The 18,858-nt window shown below is 40.3% G+C and carries 8 protein-coding genes and 1 pseudogene; 1 reads left to right on the forward strand and 8 read right to left on the reverse strand.

Annotated elements, in window-relative coordinates:
* Window positions 1–68: 68 nt before the first annotated feature.
* The 5 genes from V7L12_RS08250 to V7L12_RS08270 form a co-directional block, all read right to left on the reverse strand.
* Window positions 69–6,182, reverse strand: coding sequence for a hybrid sensor histidine kinase/response regulator (locus V7L12_RS08250; protein WP_335083748.1), 6,114 nt, complete (start codon window positions 6,180–6,182; stop codon window positions 69–71).
* Window positions 6,183–6,272: 90 nt separating this feature from the next.
* Window positions 6,273–9,218, reverse strand: a complete 2,946-nt coding sequence (locus tag V7L12_RS08255; protein WP_335083750.1) for a methyl-accepting chemotaxis protein — start codon at window positions 9,216–9,218, stop codon at window positions 6,273–6,275.
* 14 nt (window positions 9,219–9,232) lie between these two features.
* Window positions 9,233–9,763, reverse strand: coding sequence for a chemotaxis protein CheW (locus V7L12_RS08260; RefSeq protein WP_335083752.1), 531 nt, complete (start codon window positions 9,761–9,763; stop codon window positions 9,233–9,235).
* A gap of 13 nt (window positions 9,764–9,776) precedes the next feature.
* Window positions 9,777–10,142, reverse strand: a complete 366-nt coding sequence (locus tag V7L12_RS08265) for a response regulator transcription factor (RefSeq protein ID WP_069073698.1) — start codon at window positions 10,140–10,142, stop codon at window positions 9,777–9,779.
* Window positions 10,143–10,488: 346 nt separating this feature from the next.
* Complete coding sequence (locus tag V7L12_RS08270; RefSeq protein ID WP_335083754.1) at window positions 10,489–11,667, reverse strand: response regulator; 1,179 nt, start codon at window positions 11,665–11,667, stop codon at window positions 10,489–10,491.
* A 383-nt stretch (window positions 11,668–12,050) separates the two neighbouring features.
* Between V7L12_RS08270 and hmpF the strand changes: the two genes are divergently transcribed.
* On the forward strand, window positions 12,051–13,811 hold the full coding sequence (hmpF, locus tag V7L12_RS08275; RefSeq protein WP_335083756.1) for a pilus motility taxis protein HmpF: 1,761 nt from the start codon (window positions 12,051–12,053) through the stop codon (window positions 13,809–13,811).
* Window positions 13,812–13,867: 56 nt separating this feature from the next.
* Here the strand turns inward: hmpF and V7L12_RS08280 are convergent, their stop codons facing one another.
* The 3 genes and pseudogenes from V7L12_RS08280 to V7L12_RS08290 all read right to left on the reverse strand — a co-directional run bounded on the left by V7L12_RS08280 (window position 13,868) and on the right by V7L12_RS08290 (window position 18,726).
* Window positions 13,868–14,269, reverse strand: a complete 402-nt coding sequence (locus V7L12_RS08280) for a helix-turn-helix domain-containing protein (RefSeq protein WP_335083758.1) — start codon at window positions 14,267–14,269, stop codon at window positions 13,868–13,870.
* Window positions 14,253–14,411, reverse strand: a pseudogene (locus V7L12_RS08285) (type II toxin-antitoxin system HigB family toxin); the annotation flags it as partial. The gene V7L12_RS08280 and the pseudogene V7L12_RS08285, both read right to left, overlap by 17 nt.
* A 202-nt stretch (window positions 14,412–14,613) precedes the next feature.
* Window positions 14,614–18,726 carry an NACHT C-terminal alpha/beta 1 domain-containing protein gene (locus tag V7L12_RS08290; protein ID WP_335083760.1) on the reverse strand — a complete coding sequence of 1,371 codons (4,113 nt, stop codon included), beginning with the start codon at window positions 18,724–18,726 and terminating at the stop codon, window positions 14,614–14,616.
* Between the last annotated feature and the right edge of the window lie 132 nt (window positions 18,727–18,858).

Consider the following 18,858-nt stretch of genomic DNA (forward strand, 5'->3'; position numbering starts at 1 on the left):
CTAGTATCAGCTTTAACGAAATTAGAAGCGTGTAAAGTTTTCCCTAAAATCTAAGTCTTTTGGTTGGTTTAGCTAACGAGTTTCTCTCCTTTGAGCATCCGCGCTGCGGCTTCAAGTAGAGCTTCTTCGAGATAAGGCTTGGTAAAGTAGCCACTAGCACCGAGTTGAGCTGCAATTTGTCTGTGCTTGTCTGCACCCCGCGAGGTGAGCATAGCGATCGGTAAGTGGTTGAGGTTAGAGTCTTTCTGGATGCGAGAGAGTAATTCCAGTCCATCGCAACGGGGCATTTCGATGTCGCAAAATACGATATCGCAAGGCAGACCGGAGCGGAGTTTATCCCAAGCTTCCTGACCGTCACGCGCCTGTTCTACGCGATAACCTGCTTTATTAAACGTTAGGGAGAGCAGTTCTCGGACTGTAATCGAGTCATCAACAATCAGCACTGTCGGGTCAATCTTTGTAGGAGAGGTATCTGGGGGAGTAGTTTTCTGTTGCCAAGAACTGCCACCAATTTGTGTAGAAATTCGTCCCTGGAAGATGTCAATTATTTCTAGTACGTCAGCAATGGGCATAATCCGACCATCGCCCAAGACTGTAGCACCAGCTACACCAATGGGTTTAGGTGCTGGCCCTTCAAATTGCTTAATTACAATTTCTTGTTCGCTTAACACCAGATCAATCTGTAGAGCAATCAGGGTATTTGCCGATCGCACCACAACCACAGAAACCATATCATCATCTCTGGTACCGCCATAGACATTACCGCGACTGATTTGACGATTGAAGGTTAAAAGTTCCTTCAGAGGTCGGAATGGTAGCACTGTATCGCGCCAGGAAATAAATGATTGCCCATTGGCATCGTGCTGAATATTTTTGACTGGTATATCTAGCGTATCTTCTACACCATCCATCGGGAAGGCAATTCTGGCGCGATCGGAGACGCAGCAAAGAGCTTTACAAATACTCAGAGTCAGTGGTAAACGAATAGTAAAGGTGGTTCCTTTACTGATCGCAGAATCAGTGTTCACTGTTCCCCGAATTTCGCTAATCTCAGAACGCACTACGTCCATACCTACACCACGACCGGAAATTTCATCTGCCTGGTCTTTGATCGTAAAACCAGACTGGAACAGCAGATCGTAGACTTCCAGACGAGACATCGCTTTTGCCTGCGCTTCTGTAATCATGCCAATCTTCACCGCCTTAGCCTTAACTCTTGCGGAATCGATACCTGCGCCATCATCGCCTACGGAAATGATCGTTTGGTTGCCTTGGTGGAAAGCACGGATAGTAATGATTCCTACAGGTGGTTTACCAGCAGCTTGCCTCTCTTCTGGCGTTTCAATACCGTGAGCGATCGCATTATTCAGCATGTGAGTCAGCGGATCGGTAAGATGATCCAAAATCATCTTGTCAATTAAGGTATCGCCACCTTCGATCACCAACTCTACTTGTTTGCCACACTTGATAGCGTTGTCGCGCACTCCTCGCCGCCAGCGATCAATAGTTTGAGCAAAAGGCACCATTCGCGCTCTAGTTAATCCCTCTTGTAGCTGGGTGGTTACTTGGCGGAACTGCCTGGCGACTCGTTCGGTTTCTTCGGTAACAAAATCAATGTCACTAGCTGACTCACGCACTCGTACAATGCGCTCAATCATCTGCTGTGAGAGTGTGTGGAAGGGAGTAAAACGATCCATTTCTAGCTCGCTAAAACCCCGATCGGCATTGGAATCAGGGGCTTGTAAGCCGGGGTCTTTCTTTTTGCGTCCAGCTAACAGAGACGCTTCCAGTAGCGATCGCTCATACAACTCCTGCATCCTTGCACCCACATCTGAGAGTTGTTGTACCTGAATCAGCAAGTTATCTAATGACTGTCGTAGTCGTTCATGATCCTGCTCTAAGGTATTGCGGTTTACCACCAACTCCCCAACTAAATTACTCATATCGTCCAGTTGCTTAACTGGAACCTTCATCGTTTCTTCAAATCTCGCAGCCCGACGAGTTGAGGGGCCAGTAGTTTTGTTGGTGTTCGATTTGACTACAGTAGAATGGGATATTGTTTGATTCGCTTCTGCCAGCAACTTCTCTAAGTCACCAAATTCATCTTTTATGGCTGGTGATGGAATAGCATTTTTAGGTAAGACTGGTTGAGTGTTGAAGGGCTGGCGTTGGCGTAGCCCGTCGTAGACATCGCTATTGTTATCTGTACTTAGCAAGTCTTCCAGGGCAGCAAAATCTACTTCTGGTATCTTCTTAGCTTTGGGGATGGGTGCTACGTCCTCTCCTAATAATGCTGCCAAGTCTGCAAATTCATCTTCTTGAGTAACTATTTCAGTGGTTTCTGTAAACAATAAATGATTTTCAACAGCTGTGTTTTCTCTAAAATAAAAGGTAGTTTCTAAATTATTATTTTCCTCAGTCTCTAAAACTTCTGGGCTTGTCTGGACTGAATCTGAAGTTTCTCCAAAACTGATAGTTTCTGATAGCTCATTCACAGTCTTCTCTGTGGTGTCCATCTGAATATATGTCAATTCATTTGTCACTAGATCTTCAAACAGCACTTGTGGATTTTCATTGAAAGAGCCAAACAAATCACCTGGCTGTGCTTCGGGTGAAGCTGAATCTAAATTTTCTCCAAAACTGATAGTTTCTGATAGTTCATCCACAGTATTCTCTGTGGTGTCCATCTGAATATAGGTTAATTCATTTGTCGCGACATCTTCAGAGTCGAACAAATCACCTAGCTGTGCTTGGGATGATTCTGAATCTGAAGTTTCCCCAAAACTGATAGTTTCTGATAGCTCATCCACAGTATTCTCTGTGGTGTCCATCTGAATATAGGTTAATTCATTTGTCGCGACATCTTCAAACAGCAGTTGTGGATTTTCATCGAAAGAGCCGAACAAATCACCTGGCTGTGCTTCGGGTGATGCTGAATCTAAATTTTCCTCAAAACTGATAGTTTCTGATAGCTCATCCACAGTATTCTCTGTGGTGTCCATCTGAATATAGGTTAATTCATTTGTCGCGACATCTTCAGAGTCGAACAAATCACCTAGCTGTGCTTGAGATGATTCTAAATCTGAAGTTCCCCCAAAACTGATAGTTTCTGATAGCTCACCCACAGTATTCTCTGTGGTGTCCATCTGAATATAAGTGGAATCATTTGTCGCGACATCTTCAAACAGCAGTTGTGGATTTTTCTCGAAAGAGCCGAACAAATCACCTAGCTGTTCTTCAGGTAATACTGAATCTGAACTTTTCCTAAAACTGACAGTTTCTGATATTTCATCCACAGTATTCTCTGTGGTGTTCATCTGAATATAGGTCAATTCATTTGTAGTGACATCTTCAGAGTCGAACAAATCACCTAGCTGTGCTTGGGATGATTCTGAATCTGAAGTTTCCCCAAAGCTGACGGTTTCTGATAGTTCATCCACAGTATTCTCTGTGGTGTCCATCTGAATATAAGTGGAATGATTTGTCGCGACATCTTCAAACAGCAGTTGTGGATTTTCATTGAAAGAGCCGAACAAATCACCTGGCTGTTCTTCGGATGATACTGAATCTGAACTTTCCCTAAAATTGACGGTTTCTGATATTTCATCCACAGTATTCTCTGTGGTTTCCATCTGAATATAGGTCAATTCATTTATAGCAACATCTTCAAACAGAAGTTGCGGATTCTCATCAAAAGAGCCTAATGAATTAACTTCCAGATCAACAGCAGATATATCTGGGGTCTGATTAGTAAATTCTGGAACAAAATCTAAAGATTCTGGTTGTTGCGGTCTGAGAATTTCTTCCCCCGGATGCTGTGATAACAAAGGCGTTTCAGGCGTGGAGGTATCGTTGATTATAGGAGAAATAGTTAAGCTACTTGATGTAAATTCATCAAATAAATTATCTCCAGAATCTGATGATAATATCAAATCTAGCTGTTCTTGATGCTGGAAATTGATATCAAAATCTTCTTCTATATCAAAACTGGCTATAGGAGAAGGTATGGACTGCTGATTATCAGCAAAAATGTCATCAGCCGCCGCAGTAAACAAACTTTCATCTAACGCCCTTCCCAAATTCTGCTCAATTAAGGAATCGAAGTTGTCCTTTTCCTCTGTGGTTTCCTGGTTCCAGAAGTTGCTCAGATCATTTTCTGATTGAGAAAACTCAGGTTCTGTTACTGGAAATGTATCAAATAAATCACTGATTTCTGGTTCACTTGTCGATAATTGTGGCTGTTCTTCCATTTCAGCAAACAAGTTGTCCAAAGACAAGTCTGTTGGCTGAGGTAATTCTATGTAGTCACTAGGGGTAATTTCTTCTACCCAATTTGCATTTTTAGTTTCTAAGAATAAGTTATCAAAATTATTTTGTTGGTTGGTAGATAGTTCCACACTGGTGAATGGCTCAGTTTCTGGTTGAGTGACTTCGCCTGTTGGCAATAGTTCATCATCATCTAACTCCAGTGTCAAGAAATCTTCGACTACACTATTTTGGACAATCTCGCTAATAGTCTGGTTTGCATCACTAGGAATATCAATAAATTCTTGTAAAATTTCGGAAGAAGATGAGTCTAAATTTATCTCAAATTCGTTAATATCGCTCAACTCTAAAGGCGTAGCAGCTGTTTGTTGATTTTGCGGTTCTGAATTATCTTTTTCTAGGAAATGGTCGCCAAATAACAGGGATAAATCTTCTGTTGTAGCTGTGGTTGTTGGGTGCAGCGCGTTGCTTATATCTTCATTAAAGGAGAGTAAGTCAGATAAATCGTTATGAGCGTCTTCAGCCTCAGTGCTGCTCAAATCAATTCCAAAGTCATCGATAGCAACAATATCTAAGGTTTCTTCTTGATGCCAACTTTCATCTAATTCGGGAGTCTCACCGTCAAATAAATCAGCAAGGGTATTTAACTCAGCTATTCCTACCTCTGGCCCATTGGGGTCAAGATTGTTACTGATTGGATGTGCTTCGTCATGTGTAATGAAAGTAAGACTAGTGTTTCTACTTTCGTTTAGTGGTGTTCCTTGTAACTGAAGGGAGGGGCGTTCGTCGGAGACGTTGGCGTAGCTATCGCTACTATCTTTGTCTAAATTCAGTTCTTCAGTTGTCTGGGCTAACGCCTTGGTGTTGCCAGATAGAATTGGCTCTGATTCTGTGAAAGCCACAGATTGTTCATCAAACAAATCAGGGGTAATTTCTAATAACTCAATTTCTGCAAAGCTCAAAAGTGCTTCTAGTTGCTGACTAATTGCAATTTCGGCTTCTCTACCTTGCAGGACTAATTCTTGAGCTTGTTTGATTTCGGTAATGACAATTTTAGCTAAAGTCAGATAAGTATTTTCAGGATTGCCGATCGCACTGGCTGCTGCTTGACATAAACCACACCATTTGAGCAAATTCCAAGTTTCACCAAGTTTGACTAACTGGTGACAGCATTGCTGGAGGTTTTGCCGAGTTGAAGGTGTTGTAGTTTGCTTAAATAATTGCAACATTTCCCGCAGTGTTTGCAGCACTTGGGCTTGAAACTCGCTCCAGTTATTATTTTCTTTACCGGTGACTGGCGATAGCGCAGCGTTAGCGAGTCCGCGAGCGTCTCGCACCTCGTGGGGTGCTACCGAGTCTGGAGATTCCTGATGGGTGTATTCTGCCAGATCGGGAATATCTCGCCGCATGAAAATTTCTGTAAGTGTGGAGACATTCTCTACAGAGGTTGTAAGTTCTGTTGCGTCAGAACTGCTGGCTACTCCACTCTTTGCTTGTTCTACAAGTAGTTCCAGATGCTGATACAGCCATTGAAAGACTGGCTCAGTTTCTGACATCAAAGTATTAGCTGCATCTTCAGAAAGACCATAAGGCCCACTCAAATGCTCTAACAGCGATTTTAGGGTATCAGAGACACCAAGAAATAAAGACTCTAACTTTTGGTCAATCTGAACCGGATTATCTTTGAGAATTTTGAAACAATCTTCCAGACGGTGGGAGGTATGCTGGATGCTAGTCAATCCAAGCATCGCCGCTCCTCCTTTGATGGAGTGAGCCGCCCGGAAGACCTCACTGATCATTTCCGGGTCGTTCAGAGTACCCTCTAAATTCAGCAAGCCCTGCTCAATGGTATTCAGGTGATCCCTGGCTTCTTCGATAAAGTAACCCAAAATCCGCTGTTGTTGTTCCGGCAGCATAGTTTTTTAGTCAAGAGTCATTAGTTATTAGTCATTGGTCATTGGTCATTGGTCATTAGCAAATAACAAAGACAAAGGACAAATGACTATTTATCTGGTTTCCATAGTTTCCACTCGGAAACGTTCAACGGAGGCGATCAAGTCACGGGATACACCTACTAGGTGTTGTAAAGCACCTGAAACCCGCTGTGCTTCTTGGGAAGTTTCTTGCGCGGTCAGTTCTACTGATTGCATTACATGAGCGACGGCGCGGGAGGTTTCCGTTTGTTCCACAGTGTCGCTAGTAATAGATCGCACAAGAATATCGATACGATTCGCCACTTGAATAATGTTTTCGAGCGATCGCTTGGCATCTTCTGCCAATTTTGTACCTTTAATTACTTGTTGTGTGCCTTCTTCCATCGCGGTCATTACAGAGCCTGTTTCGCTTTGGATTTGCATCACAATTTGTTCAATTTCCTTCAGGGATTTAGCAGATTTATCTGCTAACTGGCGCACTTCATCTGCGACGATCGCAAACCCGCGCCCCGCTTCTCCTGCCCTTGCTGCCTCAATACTAGCATTGAGTGCTAACAAGTTTGTTCTCGAAGCAATTTGAGAAATCAACGCCACAATTTTAGAAATTTCTTGAGAAGATTCCGCCAATCGCTTCACTTTCCGGGTGGTTTCGGCAACGGTTTCTCGAATTTCTAAAATCCCTGCTACGGTATTTTCTACTGCTTCGCCACCTTTGAGAGCGATCGTACTAGCATCACGAGCAACGGTTTCGGCTTCCCGCGCCGCCTCTGCTACCCGCTGAATCGAGTCGGTCATTACCTGTACAGAATTCAGTGTTACTGCCAACTCTTCTGCTTGCCGCAAAGCATCACTAGATAAAGCTCTCGCAAAGGTTTCAGAGTTAGTTGCACCTTTTGTCACATCCTTCGCCGCCACTTTTACCTGTTGAACGATATCCCGCAGGTTTTGAATTGTCAGGTTAAAGGCATCAGCTACGGCTCCCAGTACGTCGGCTGTCACTTCCGCTTGGACTGTTAAATCGCCTCTAGCAGCTCCTTCCACATCATCCAACAAACGAATCACCTGACGTTGCAGGTTTTCTTTGGCTTCCTCTTGTTCATCGGCTTTCCGTTGGGCTTCACTTGTGGTTGTAAAAATTACCCGCGCCATTTCATTAAAGCCAGTGGATAAATGCCCCAATTCATCTTCGGAAAACACTGTGGCTTGAGCATTCAGATTTCCTTGACGTACAGCCTCAAACTGAGCTTGCAGATCATCAGTTGTGCGCCGAATTTGTTTAAGTGCCAGATTTCCCATAAAACCTGCGGTAGCAAAACCTGCAATCCCAGCAGCTAGTGACATTGCCCAACCTGTGTTTCGTACTGATTCTCGTTGTTGGGCTGGCGAAAATGTGGTGGCGACAAAGCTAACTGTGGCTACAACCAGCGCTGAGACAATGCCCACACTTCCAGCAATTAGCCATTGTTTCCGTTCGATGGAGGCATTTTCTAATGGTGCTAACCATCCTTGCTCGATGCTGACGTTGGGTTCTAGTTTTGAGACATCTGTTTGGCTAAAGACTGGAACGGCTTCATGGGAACCAGTCATTGAGAACAGTTCCTCTTCGCGATCGCTAGCAGCTGCATTACTTAAAAAAGCCTCCGCGCTTTGAAGGCGTCCAGTATCACTAGTTTCTACTGGAGCAGAATGGATTGCTGCATTACCGAAGTTAGAATCTCCTTCGATCAGGTCAAACCCTGGAATATTGCCTAAATCGTCAAATTCCTCAAAGTCATCTAAAAACTCGATATTGCTCTTAGAATTTTCTCCATTCAGTATATTGCTTGAGTCTTCATAAGAGTTTAAACTCTCTGAGCCGAAGGCAGACTCAAATGCTTCCATATCAAAATTTTCATCGTCATCGAAGCTATTTTTACTGATGAATTCACCTGATTTAAACTGCTTTTCCTTCTGAGGTAAATTACTATTAAAAGATGATTCATTATCAGGTAAATTCGGCTGAAAAGCTGATTCTGCGTCAGCTTCTTTTGGTGTTAACCAGCTATGGGATTCGGTTTCAGACAAGTTATGTTGACTGTTGTCTTCCAATTTATTTGTTATTGGCGAATCATTTCTCAGTTCTTCTGCAACAATCAGTAAAGTTTCTTCTCCAAAACTAGATTTTTTATATTCTAAATTTCCCATACTCTGCTCTGGAGACTTTGGCTCACTCAACAAATCAGGGAAATTATTCTTGTTATTACCAGTTTGTAAGTTAGAAGATGAAGAGTTATTATTGTCAATAGTTGAATTTCCGTAAGGAGAACTTATCCCATTATCTGAGAATTGACTATTTGCTAATGATTCTTCGGAAATATCTTCTGAGATACTTTCCTGCCAAAAAGCAGGTAACTCCAATTCTGTGTTCTCTTCCCAGTTTTTATTTGACTCTTGTTCCTGTGATTCTTCATTTATGGCAAAAGGATCATCACCAAAAGCTATAGAAGAATCTGAGATTTTTTCTGTTCCAATACTATCTTCTGTGGGCAGATCAAATGGACTTTTTGAAGATGTATCTTCAACGCCATTCATATTTTCTTGATGCTCTACAAAAAAGTTTAAATCAAGGTTATCGCTGTCAAACTCTTCACCAGCACTCAAATCTTCTAATTCTGGTTCGCTATATGCCAGTACATCAGATATCTCTGAGGAATCTATTTCCTCTTGATTTTTTGATGGATCGATCTGCCCACCGAATGACTGTAAATATTGATTGATATTGTCAATTCCATTCTTGGCAAAACCAATAATTTCTTGATCATTAGTCAAGCCTAATACTTGTTGATATTCTTCTTTTGCTACATCGTACTGCTGTAAAACATAGTAGATATGACCCCGCAACAAATGGGTATTGGGGTCATCTGGTAAATTTTGCACCACTTGGTCAACTAAAGTGGCCGCTACCTCATAATTTCTTTGAACATAGGCGGTCATCGCCTGTTGATATGTTGGCTCGTAATTATCAATACTTGCTGCCATTTCCTCCTCCAATTTCATCCTGCCCACCTAGCACTTCGTACAATTGCCATTTGATCGAGCAGTCGTAGACACTGGTTATTTCTAGCACTTAATGACCACTCTCCACGTAAAAAGGGAGCCATCGTATCTGGAACACTAGTTGGTGGCATAAGATTCTGGATATCCAACCAGTCCATACCACCGATTTCCTCTACTGCTAAACCCACTATTGTGTCTTGTTCTTCAATGGCAATGACCGAAATTTCAGCTCTATCCGTGTTTAATGCACTTGCTTCCCCCAGAAATTGACCCAAATCGGCCACCCAAATAACTCGACCTCGTAAATTTAGAGTACCCAAAAGTAAAGGAGAAGCATTAGGAATCGGGGTGATTCTATCAGGACTTAGTTCAATTACCTCTCGGATGCCAGTTGCTTGTAGTGCAAACTCCTGATGCGAGGGAATGTAAAACCTCAAATGTAACTCACCTTCAGGACTTTCTACTTGTAATTCTGGTCGAAAGTGGTCTTGACCGCTGCCACTTAAAAAGTCCGGTTTGCTGACCATGTTGTTTTTATCCTTATCCTCGCAGCAGTTGTTTGACTGTTCCTACCAACTCGGTTGGTTGAAACGGTTTGGCTATGTAAGCGTCTGCACCCTGCTTCATGCCCCAATAGCGATCAAATTCTTCACCTTTGGAAGAACACATAACCACTGGGACATTTTGGGTTTTTGGATCGGATTTTAACCGCCGACAAACTTCGTAGCCGTTCATTCGGGGCATGACAATATCTAATACCACTAAATCTGGAGGTGCTATTTGAATTGCCTCTAATGCTTCTAATCCATCACTAGCATGGGTAACTGTTAGGCCAGTTGCTTTCAGGAGGTCTGTAATCATCTCCCTTTGCGCTATACTGTCTTCCACAATCAGAACTGTGCTCATAAGTGTCTATTTACCTCCTGATTTAGACGTTCCTAATTGGAACATTCCTTGATCCTCCGCAAGTATTAACTGTATAAATTAATTTTATGTCTTCACTATTTTCCCGGAGATTGACGTTTCACTCAGTTAACTGACTCTGTGATAACATCTTTTAACTCATCTTTTAGTAGATCAACAAATCTTTGATCTCTTTATATGTCCCATAGACGAGGGAGATAAGGGAGATGAGGGAGAAATAATTAATGCCCAATGACGCCAGTTGCTTCTCCCAAGGGGAGACGCTACGCGAACAAGTCGGGCATTGCCCGCCCAGCGCACTGGCTCCCCAATGCGCAATGCCCAGTTTTCATTGGTTGTTGATATATTTCTCTACGAGCATGAGTAACTCAGTGTCTGTAAACGGTTTTGTTAAATAATCTGTTGCCCCGACCATCCTAGCTTTGACTCGATCCATAAACCCATCTTTCCCAGTAAGCATGATAATCGGTGTGAGCCGAAATGCTGTTGAATGTCGCAGCATGGCGCAAACCTCATATCCTTCCAATTCCGACATGGCAATGTCGCATAAAATTAAATCCGGTTTGAGTTGAAAAACCAGACTCAGTGCCTCTAAAGGATTGGTAAGAGCGATCGCTTCATAACCTTGTGGTTGTAAGATGGAATTTATAGTCTCACCGATGGCAATCGCATCGTCAATACATACTATCCGCCCCGTCGGTTTTCCCTGCAATTCCCAGCTATCCGTGTGTGTATCTGGTTGATTAATTTCTGAATATACTAGTTGTAGCCAACTTTGTTGTACATAAGGATATATTGCCTTAGCGACTGTCAAAATGTCTCGGTTGAGATGGCGAGCCAGTTGTCGCAAGGATGTTTTACCATCAGCCCAATGTTGTAGCTTATTCACGGTTGCTTCTGGTAAAGAAGATTGTAGCTGAACTTTGTCAGATAGCGCTGGCAATTGTTCTGGAGACTGAATGTGTGGATAGAGTTGCTTCCACTCTTGCAGCTGCTTGGTAATTTTTGTCACAAATGGAGCAATCTCAAAAGTGTTTAATTGCGGGGCAAGTGCCGCACCCTGATGGAAAATGAAGTTACCTTGGCGTAAACTCAGCAGATCAAAGAGAGTTTCATGCACCAAACCGTAAATGATCCTACCAGCTATTTTTGGGTTAATGATATTCCGCTCCAAGAGTGCCCAAAGATAGGCATACTCTGGCGCGTCGGTTGGTGGTAAAGAGACAATTTGTTTGTCGGTGAGTCGCATCTCAACTCGATAATGACGTAAATAATCGCTAATTCTGGATAAACTACTCTCACCTTCTTGGCAATAGATAATTTGACCATTAAGGAAAAAGACGAACCAAGACTGTTGTTTAGGACGATAAATAGTTGTTCCCTCTCCACCCAGTTTATTGTTCTGGTGAGAGCTATAAGCTTCCACCCATAGTTGCCCAGTTCGCTGTCCCAATTCAATCAATTGCAGAATACTGCAAATATCAATTTCATTTAAATTTCCCTGCATTTAGCTAAAAAGTACTCCTTAGTATTGCTGAATTCTGAATCGTGAATTATGACTTATTCTTTAAGTATTGATTATGGAGTATTGAAAAGATTTTTATTCTGTTCTGATTGTCATTAGGGAATACATTAAACTATAAACCTTCATCTTTCGTAATACACTTTGACAAAGCTAGTGTTAACACGGAAGTCATCATCACTGTCATCAGTACAAAATATAAGGGCGCGACCAGATCGCTTCTATAAGTATCAAGACGTAACATTTTGCGTCTATAGTTTTGTCTGTCTTGTTTTTCTAAACCCTGGTTTAGTAAGACAAGTTAACAGAATTATTTAAGGTATATCTCAAAACACGAACTTTAAGTGCATCAATAAAGGACTAAGGGTGTGCTGTATTTAGCAGAAGTACAAAAACAGAAAGGTGGTTTACTCAGTGGCGGTGGCAAAACCGAACTAAAACTGCTAGCTTGTCAGCGAACCGACCAGAATTGGAGTACTGTGTCGGAAGAGGTGATTGCCGCTGAGGAGGCAAGCAAATTAAACGATGGTGCTTTGGTATTGGTTGAACTGAATCCGAATCGTCAAGTGCAGCGAATTCAAGAAGCAGGGCGTCCACTCGTTAACATTTTGCAGAATTTTTCTCGCCAATTGGAGAAATTTAAGCTTAAGGAAGATGAGATCGATCAGTGGAAACAATCACTAACGTTTCAGGCGCAAGAGTTGAACCGCCGTGAAATGGACATGGAGGTACGGTTAGAACAGCTGCAACAATTGGAGGATGAGGTACAACACTTAGAGGAGCAAAAACAGGAAGTTGACACCTCCCGCCAGGAAATTGAACGATTACAAGGAGAAATTGAGCGCAACCGCCAAGAGTTGGAAGGCGCTTGGGAGCATTTACGGGGTGAGCAGCGTCGCCTGGAAGAACGCCAAGCGGATTTTCAACAAGGGACGGTTTTGGATGAGGAACAAAGTCGAGTAATGAGTGAGTTACTCGATCGCTTGTCTAGTCGTGTTACTCCTACGGGAACAGTTAGAGAACACCTGCATCTAGCCTTTGAATTGGTCGAAAAGCAGCAAGCTACTCTTACCCCACACTGGCAAAAATTAGAGGAGCATAAAAATGCGATCGCACAACAGCAAGAAGAAGTTGAGCGCTTATCACAAACCCTTAGCGATCGCCAAAATGCATTGCAACAAGCACAAAATTCTCTAGTTCAGCAAACAGCCCAATTGCAGATAAATACAGCAGACCTTAGCAGCAAGCAAGAGTATGCTCGGCTCGTCAAAGAGCAGTTACGAAACGCTGAAGAGTTATATCAACAGATGCACTCTTTAGCTGCAACATCTAGTGATGTAGTTCTCGGTAAGCAAGCTGATGTGGAGGCTTTGGATAAAATGCCTTTAGAAGAACTACAAAAGATAGTGCAAGACTTGCAGCATAAGTTAGAAATCGACGCTAGCTTTGTTCACGATCAAGAACAAGAACTGCAATATAAACAAGAAGCTATAGAAGAACTCCAAACTAAATTAAATCATGCATCTGACCATGACCATATCAATTTAGAACTGGAACTAACGGATGAAAAAGACCTTTATCAGATGCTAAATTCCAGTTTGGTGGGACAACGCCGCAATATGCTACAGCACCAGAAGTTTCTCAAGCAACATCAAGCTGTACTGCTACGGCGGCAGGGACGTACTGTTACTGAAGAAGAAAGTAACAACAAAATTAATTTAGAACCGATTCTGTTACAAATTGAAACCCAGCGACAACAATATTCACAGGAAATTCAAAAGCTGGAACGTGAAATTGAGCAGATTCGTTCTGGTGTTGAGCTAAATCAGGGAATGATTGACAATCAAACTCACGAGCTAGATGAAAAGCACCAAGAATTGAAAGCGATCGAGGAAAATTTGCTATCCTTACGAAGAACAAATGGTGAATACTATGGTCGAGTGAATCTTTATCAAGAAGCACTACAACCAATTCAGGATTCTCTAGATGGATTACGGCAAAAGCTGCAAGGAATTAGAGAATCTTTGGATCAATTCCAGGAAACTGGTGATTATCAAGTCCAAGCGATCGCTCAGTTGCGTCATACTCTCCAAAGTTTAATGCCTCAGCCAGAATTACTAGCATCTTAACAAGTACTTGGGCTTTAGCCTAGCTAAAGTTCAAGTACGAACTATGAGCTTAGTTATTACTCTATAAATAAACTAGAGTCTACATGAAAAAACTCTCCCAGCTTCCGAGCTTGTTCTATATTTATCTTTTCTTGTCCATTTAAAATATTATCAACCAAATTTTCTGTTCCTAAAACTGATACTAAATAATCTCTACTTCTCTCAGATTCTTCTAAAAGAAATAACAACATAGACGTAGGATTCTTTTGCTGGCTTGGCTGATAATATTCTTGTTCAAACTTTTCAATTAAAGTAATTAATAACTGATAAAGTTCGTCTTCTTCTGGGGTGCGTTCCCGGTGGATTAAATCTTCTACTATCTCTAAAGCTTGCTCATTTTCTGCTTCAATTTTTATCAGCTTGGGAAGATAAGCTGTTAATAATTCTTTGTATTTCTCTGGATTAAAAGTAAGGGTCATTTTTCCAGTTCTCTTTATCATATTCTGCATGGTTGAGGATATATTTTATATAAATTAACTGCGCTTCATAATCTATACTAACAATCAAGAGATATTTATTTCCTTTAATATTGAAAACTGTAAAATTACCAACAGCTTCAGCCTAAAAGGGTGACAAAGGATCTGAAGCCAAAGAAATGGAAGAGTGTGACCATTTTCAGGTAAAAAAAGATAGGTCAGATATTCTCAACAAGACCTATTAAATGATAATTTGACCTAAATTATACCAAACCTGCTTCCAAATCTACGTTTATTAATTAGTATTAATTTCATTGTTAATATGTGCAAGTATGTTGTCTCAGTTTTTATTCAATTTCATTAATCCAGGTTTGAATAGCATTGAGTAAATTTGCTTGGTTCCGTGGAAAACCTCTCAATGGTGCGTTTAATGGTTGGTCAGTGATAAAGGCAATGTGCAAAACATCTGTTAATTTACGGCAGAAGGTGATAACTGCCTGATTGGTTTCGCAGCTATTGATAATTAACGCTATATTTTCTTTTTGCAGATACTTTTTAATTGGTAGAATAATACGTTCTAGTTGGAATGCATTATTAACTTCTGGTATGATTTCTAAGTTTGAAAATGTTTGTTGATAGATACGGGTGCAAATTCCTTGAGCAATAGCACTAATATCTGTTTCGTCTTGAAGTGTTTTTAGATTGAGGGTAAGCGAATGTGTTTTATCTGTAGTTTGCAGATGATTAAGGATTGAAGAAATATCTGTAAGTTGAGTTTCTAAGTTTTGAATTAGAGATGATTGACTATGCCAAACGCGATAGAATTCAGAATAACTCATATTTTTGGCACAGTACCAGACATCTTCTTTAGATTCTGTCATATATATGGATTCTGAGTTCAAATTTTCATTGAAAATTTTTGTGGGTAGTTTATCAAAGTGTAAATTTTTCCACAAGTCCTTAGCAAAGCCTGACTGCATATTAGGTGGAAACCATTGACTGAGAACTTCAGTAGCTCTGGAATTTCCTGGGTCAATTAATAATAGAATATCGGCTGCTGTATACGAAATATCTTCATATTGGCTATAACCTAACAACATAGTTAGCACATTAATTGCGTTCATGTTGTGAGTATTAATAGCAATTTTTTCCAAAGTCTCTAACGCTTGTTGCCAAGTTTTATAATCTTCAGAGTTTTGTAGTAAGTTAGCTACAGTTGCTATAGCTTTATCATTCCCTACACTAATTTTTTTTAAACTCCACATCACATTTTTGCAAGTGGATTCATCCTCACTATTAATAAGTAAGTGAATTAATGCGTCAGTAGCTTCTGTATTTCCAGGGTCAGCTATACCCAAATTTTCTGCCATTTGTTGGTGAATTCGTTCATCATAGTCATTTTTTAGCAGATCACTAAGAGCATAAATAACCTTTAAATTTCCAGTACCTATTTTCGCTAAAATATTAGAAACTTTTAGACTAGTTTCCGTTTCTTGGCTGGAGTATAGTAAATTAATTAATTTGTTAATAATTATTAAATTATCAACCCCAACTGCTATCAAAGCTTGTTCTGCATGATTACGATAATCTTCTCCAATTTCAGTAGTTTTATCACCAGTGAAAAAATCTTCGCTTTCGTACATTATTTGACTACCTTTGCAAAGTAGTTCAATTAAAATGTCAATTGCTTCTTGATTATTAGGCTCTACTTTAGCAAAAATTTCAGCGGCTGCTCCCCGAACTGATTGATTATCGCATTGTAGTTTTTTCCTCAACTCTGAAATTGCCTCTGATTCATGGAGACCAATCTGTTGGAGTAATGAAATAGCGTTGTCGTAAGTACACCATGCACTAATAGACCAACAGGATAGATTTATTAGAGCTTTTATAGCTTCAGGGTTGCCTGGGTCAATTTTATATAGACTCTCGGATGCTCTGAAATTGAGTTCAGGCTTATTATTCAGTATTTTTGAACGAGTTAATAGTTGATCCAATTCGGAAATAGAATTTGACTCCGACTCAGCTTTTAAATCTGGTGAAGCTGCAAGTTCATCATGAACAGTAGTACGAAGTACTTGAAGTAAAGCATTGATGACTTCCGAATTACCAAAAGAAATTTCTCCTAAAATCCTTGCTGCTTCTTGACGAACTGACCAATCTTGACTTGTTTTTAATAGATGAATCAGGATAGTAATAGCATAATTATTTTCAGGGTCAATTAAGCCTAAACACTCAATATCTAGTAATTTTATCTTTCCTTCTTGCCGCAGTTTATCTTCTATTAAAGATTCCAAACATTCAACTGCTAAGATACTGTTAGTTCTTCGTAGAGCTTTCCTAGCAAAATTTTGAATATACAGGGGTAAATCCTGCCATTGTTGTTCCTGCTCATTGAAACAACCAACTACCCAAAAAGAAATTGACCATACAATATTTTCGGCAATACTACAGTCTTTATACTCTATAATTACAGTCGATGCAAGTGCAATTGCTTGATACCGATAAAAACTATTACAAGCATCTTTAAACACAAATAAGCCATTGATAAACTCTTCTTTTTGGTCTTGATCTGCCTTACATACAACTTTTTTACCAAACCATAACAAAATCACTTCTTGCCATTGAGGTTCAAAAATGTGATAAATACCATCTTCTGGATTTTGGGGGACATGATTAAGAAAATAATGCCAGTTATCAATCACTAACGCAGCAAAATATTCTTGAAAGTTGGGATGAAATAAAGCATATACAGGTTCATCATTACCTGCATCTCTATCTACCAAATTTAACCAACCTACATCACAAGCTAATTTGAATAGCTTTTCCCCTATTTCCTGAACAGCTAGACTTGCTTTCAAACGAAACCTACAATTGCTGTTAATTCCTGCTAAAGCTAATTTGCCTAATGCTTGATGTAATTCTTGTTGCAGTTCATAAGAGTCAATCAACTCTTGAGCTACTACATCAGATTTCCACTCATAAAAATACCGAGTGAATATCTCGTAAAGTTGAGCTTTTGTTTCTGGTAACTCTCCTTGCCCATTTTTGTAAAAAATCTGACACAATAGGGCTAATCTAAGAGGATTTTTCACTAATTCACGAATACGCTCTTGTCTTAGTTCCTTTAATTTCGCCTGTAGTTCTTTACCACGCTGTATATTCTCAGCACAGGTAAACCATTTTTCAATAAATTCTTCAACTTCTTCTGACTGAAATTCCTGAGTTTTATACGTCTGAAAATCTATCAATATATTATTGTTGGTATTTGCATCCCAAACATTTAAGCGACAAGTCAGTACTACCCGCGCCTGTCCTGGCCAGCCCCTTAGTTCTCTAGAAATTTTGGCTAATGCTTGTACTGGTGAAGATGCACCCATCTCATCTACACCATCTAAAAGTAACCAAATACCACCTTTGCGAAAACGTGTAATTAGCTGATTCTCTATTTCTGGAGTGGAGATAAATTCAGTATTAACTAATCCCATTGCTTCTGGGAGCCATTTTTTAAGTAGATAATCTTCTAAAGTCATCCCTTGCAAACTGGCGAGAGATATACAGATGATTAAGTCTTGATTTTCGTTTTTGATGTATGAAGCGATCGCACTTAGTAAAGTAGTCTTCCCTGCTCCCGGTTCCCCAACTATAGCAATATGCTTATTTTTACCTGCGTTCCGTTGAGTAATTACCTGTTCTAGAAATTCCTTATGGGCGTAAATTTTAGTGATAGCTTCTTTCTGTAGCTGATACACTTGCTCTCGTTCAACATTTTCATTTCGACGTTGTTGCTGTTTGCGTTCTACCAATCCTAGTGGGACATGAATATTTACTTCAAATCCCATTGCTGTTGCTTTGCGCCTAATTTGCTGAGATTCTTGCTGCTTTTCTAGTATGGTGTGGCAAACTTGCTTCCAATCAATATTATTTGTATTAACTGACGACTGATTATAATTTATAACAGGTCCAGGCTGAGAGCTAATAGCTACTTCGGATGTTTTTTTAATCTGTACCGTTGATGGTAGTGAACCCAACTTTTGCTTTAACTGCTTCACTTCTTGGGCTGCTTTTTTGTCATCAATAGCAGTTAGAAGACGCTCCATGCTGTCTAATGCGCGAAAAGTATAGTCATAATCGAACTGATTTAGATCATTATGCTTAACTTTATTGCGTACATCCAGCAATTCACTCACTAGGCAGCGCTGAGAATGATCAAACCTTTGTGGCTTACGAAAAACATCGTTCCAATGGTTTAAAATTAGTTTGAGTACCACTTGAGGATCGTTCCAGTTGAGATCATTTCCTTCAATATGGTATTCCTGTAAACCCAATCTTGCATTCTGCAACCAATTGTTGCCGTATTTCTCCTTCATTTTGCGCTCAATAAAAGGTTTAAGTGCTGGTGTTAAAATTTCTTCTAAAGCTTTATCGACTATATCTTTATTAATCTTGTTTCGGCTCTGCATACTTTAAAAGTAGACTTTGTAGTTAATTGTGTTATGTAAGCCAAATTTCTTGGCATAACAGAGGCACTTACCCTTGTATATTTAATAAGCCCAAAACCCAAGGTGAAATATCAAAAATATTCAATAAAATGA

This window comes from Nostoc sp. (assembly GCF_036918245.1).
GTDB lineage: Bacteria > Cyanobacteriota > Cyanobacteriia > Cyanobacteriales > Nostocaceae > Nostoc.

Bases quoted from the DNA above. Each gene is read 5' to 3' on its own strand.
- V7L12_RS08250 (WP_335083748.1), bottom strand. From the start codon at position 6,182: ATGCTGCCGGAACAACAACAGCGGATTTTGGGTTACTTTATCGAAGAA.
- V7L12_RS08255 (WP_335083750.1), bottom strand. From the start codon at position 9,218: ATGGCAGCAAGTATTGATAATTACGAGCCAACATATCAACAGGCGATG.
- V7L12_RS08260 (WP_335083752.1), bottom strand. From the start codon at position 9,763: ATGGTCAGCAAACCGGACTTTTTAAGTGGCAGCGGTCAAGACCACTTT.
- V7L12_RS08265 (WP_069073698.1), bottom strand. From the start codon at position 10,142: ATGAGCACAGTTCTGATTGTGGAAGACAGTATAGCGCAAAGGGAGATG.
- V7L12_RS08270 (WP_335083754.1), bottom strand. From the start codon at position 11,667: ATGCAGGGAAATTTAAATGAAATTGATATTTGCAGTATTCTGCAATTG.
- V7L12_RS08280 (WP_335083758.1), bottom strand. From the start codon at position 14,269: ATGACCCTTACTTTTAATCCAGAGAAATACAAAGAATTATTAACAGCT.
- V7L12_RS08290 (WP_335083760.1), bottom strand. From the start codon at position 18,726: ATGCAGAGCCGAAACAAGATTAATAAAGATATAGTCGATAAAGCTTTA.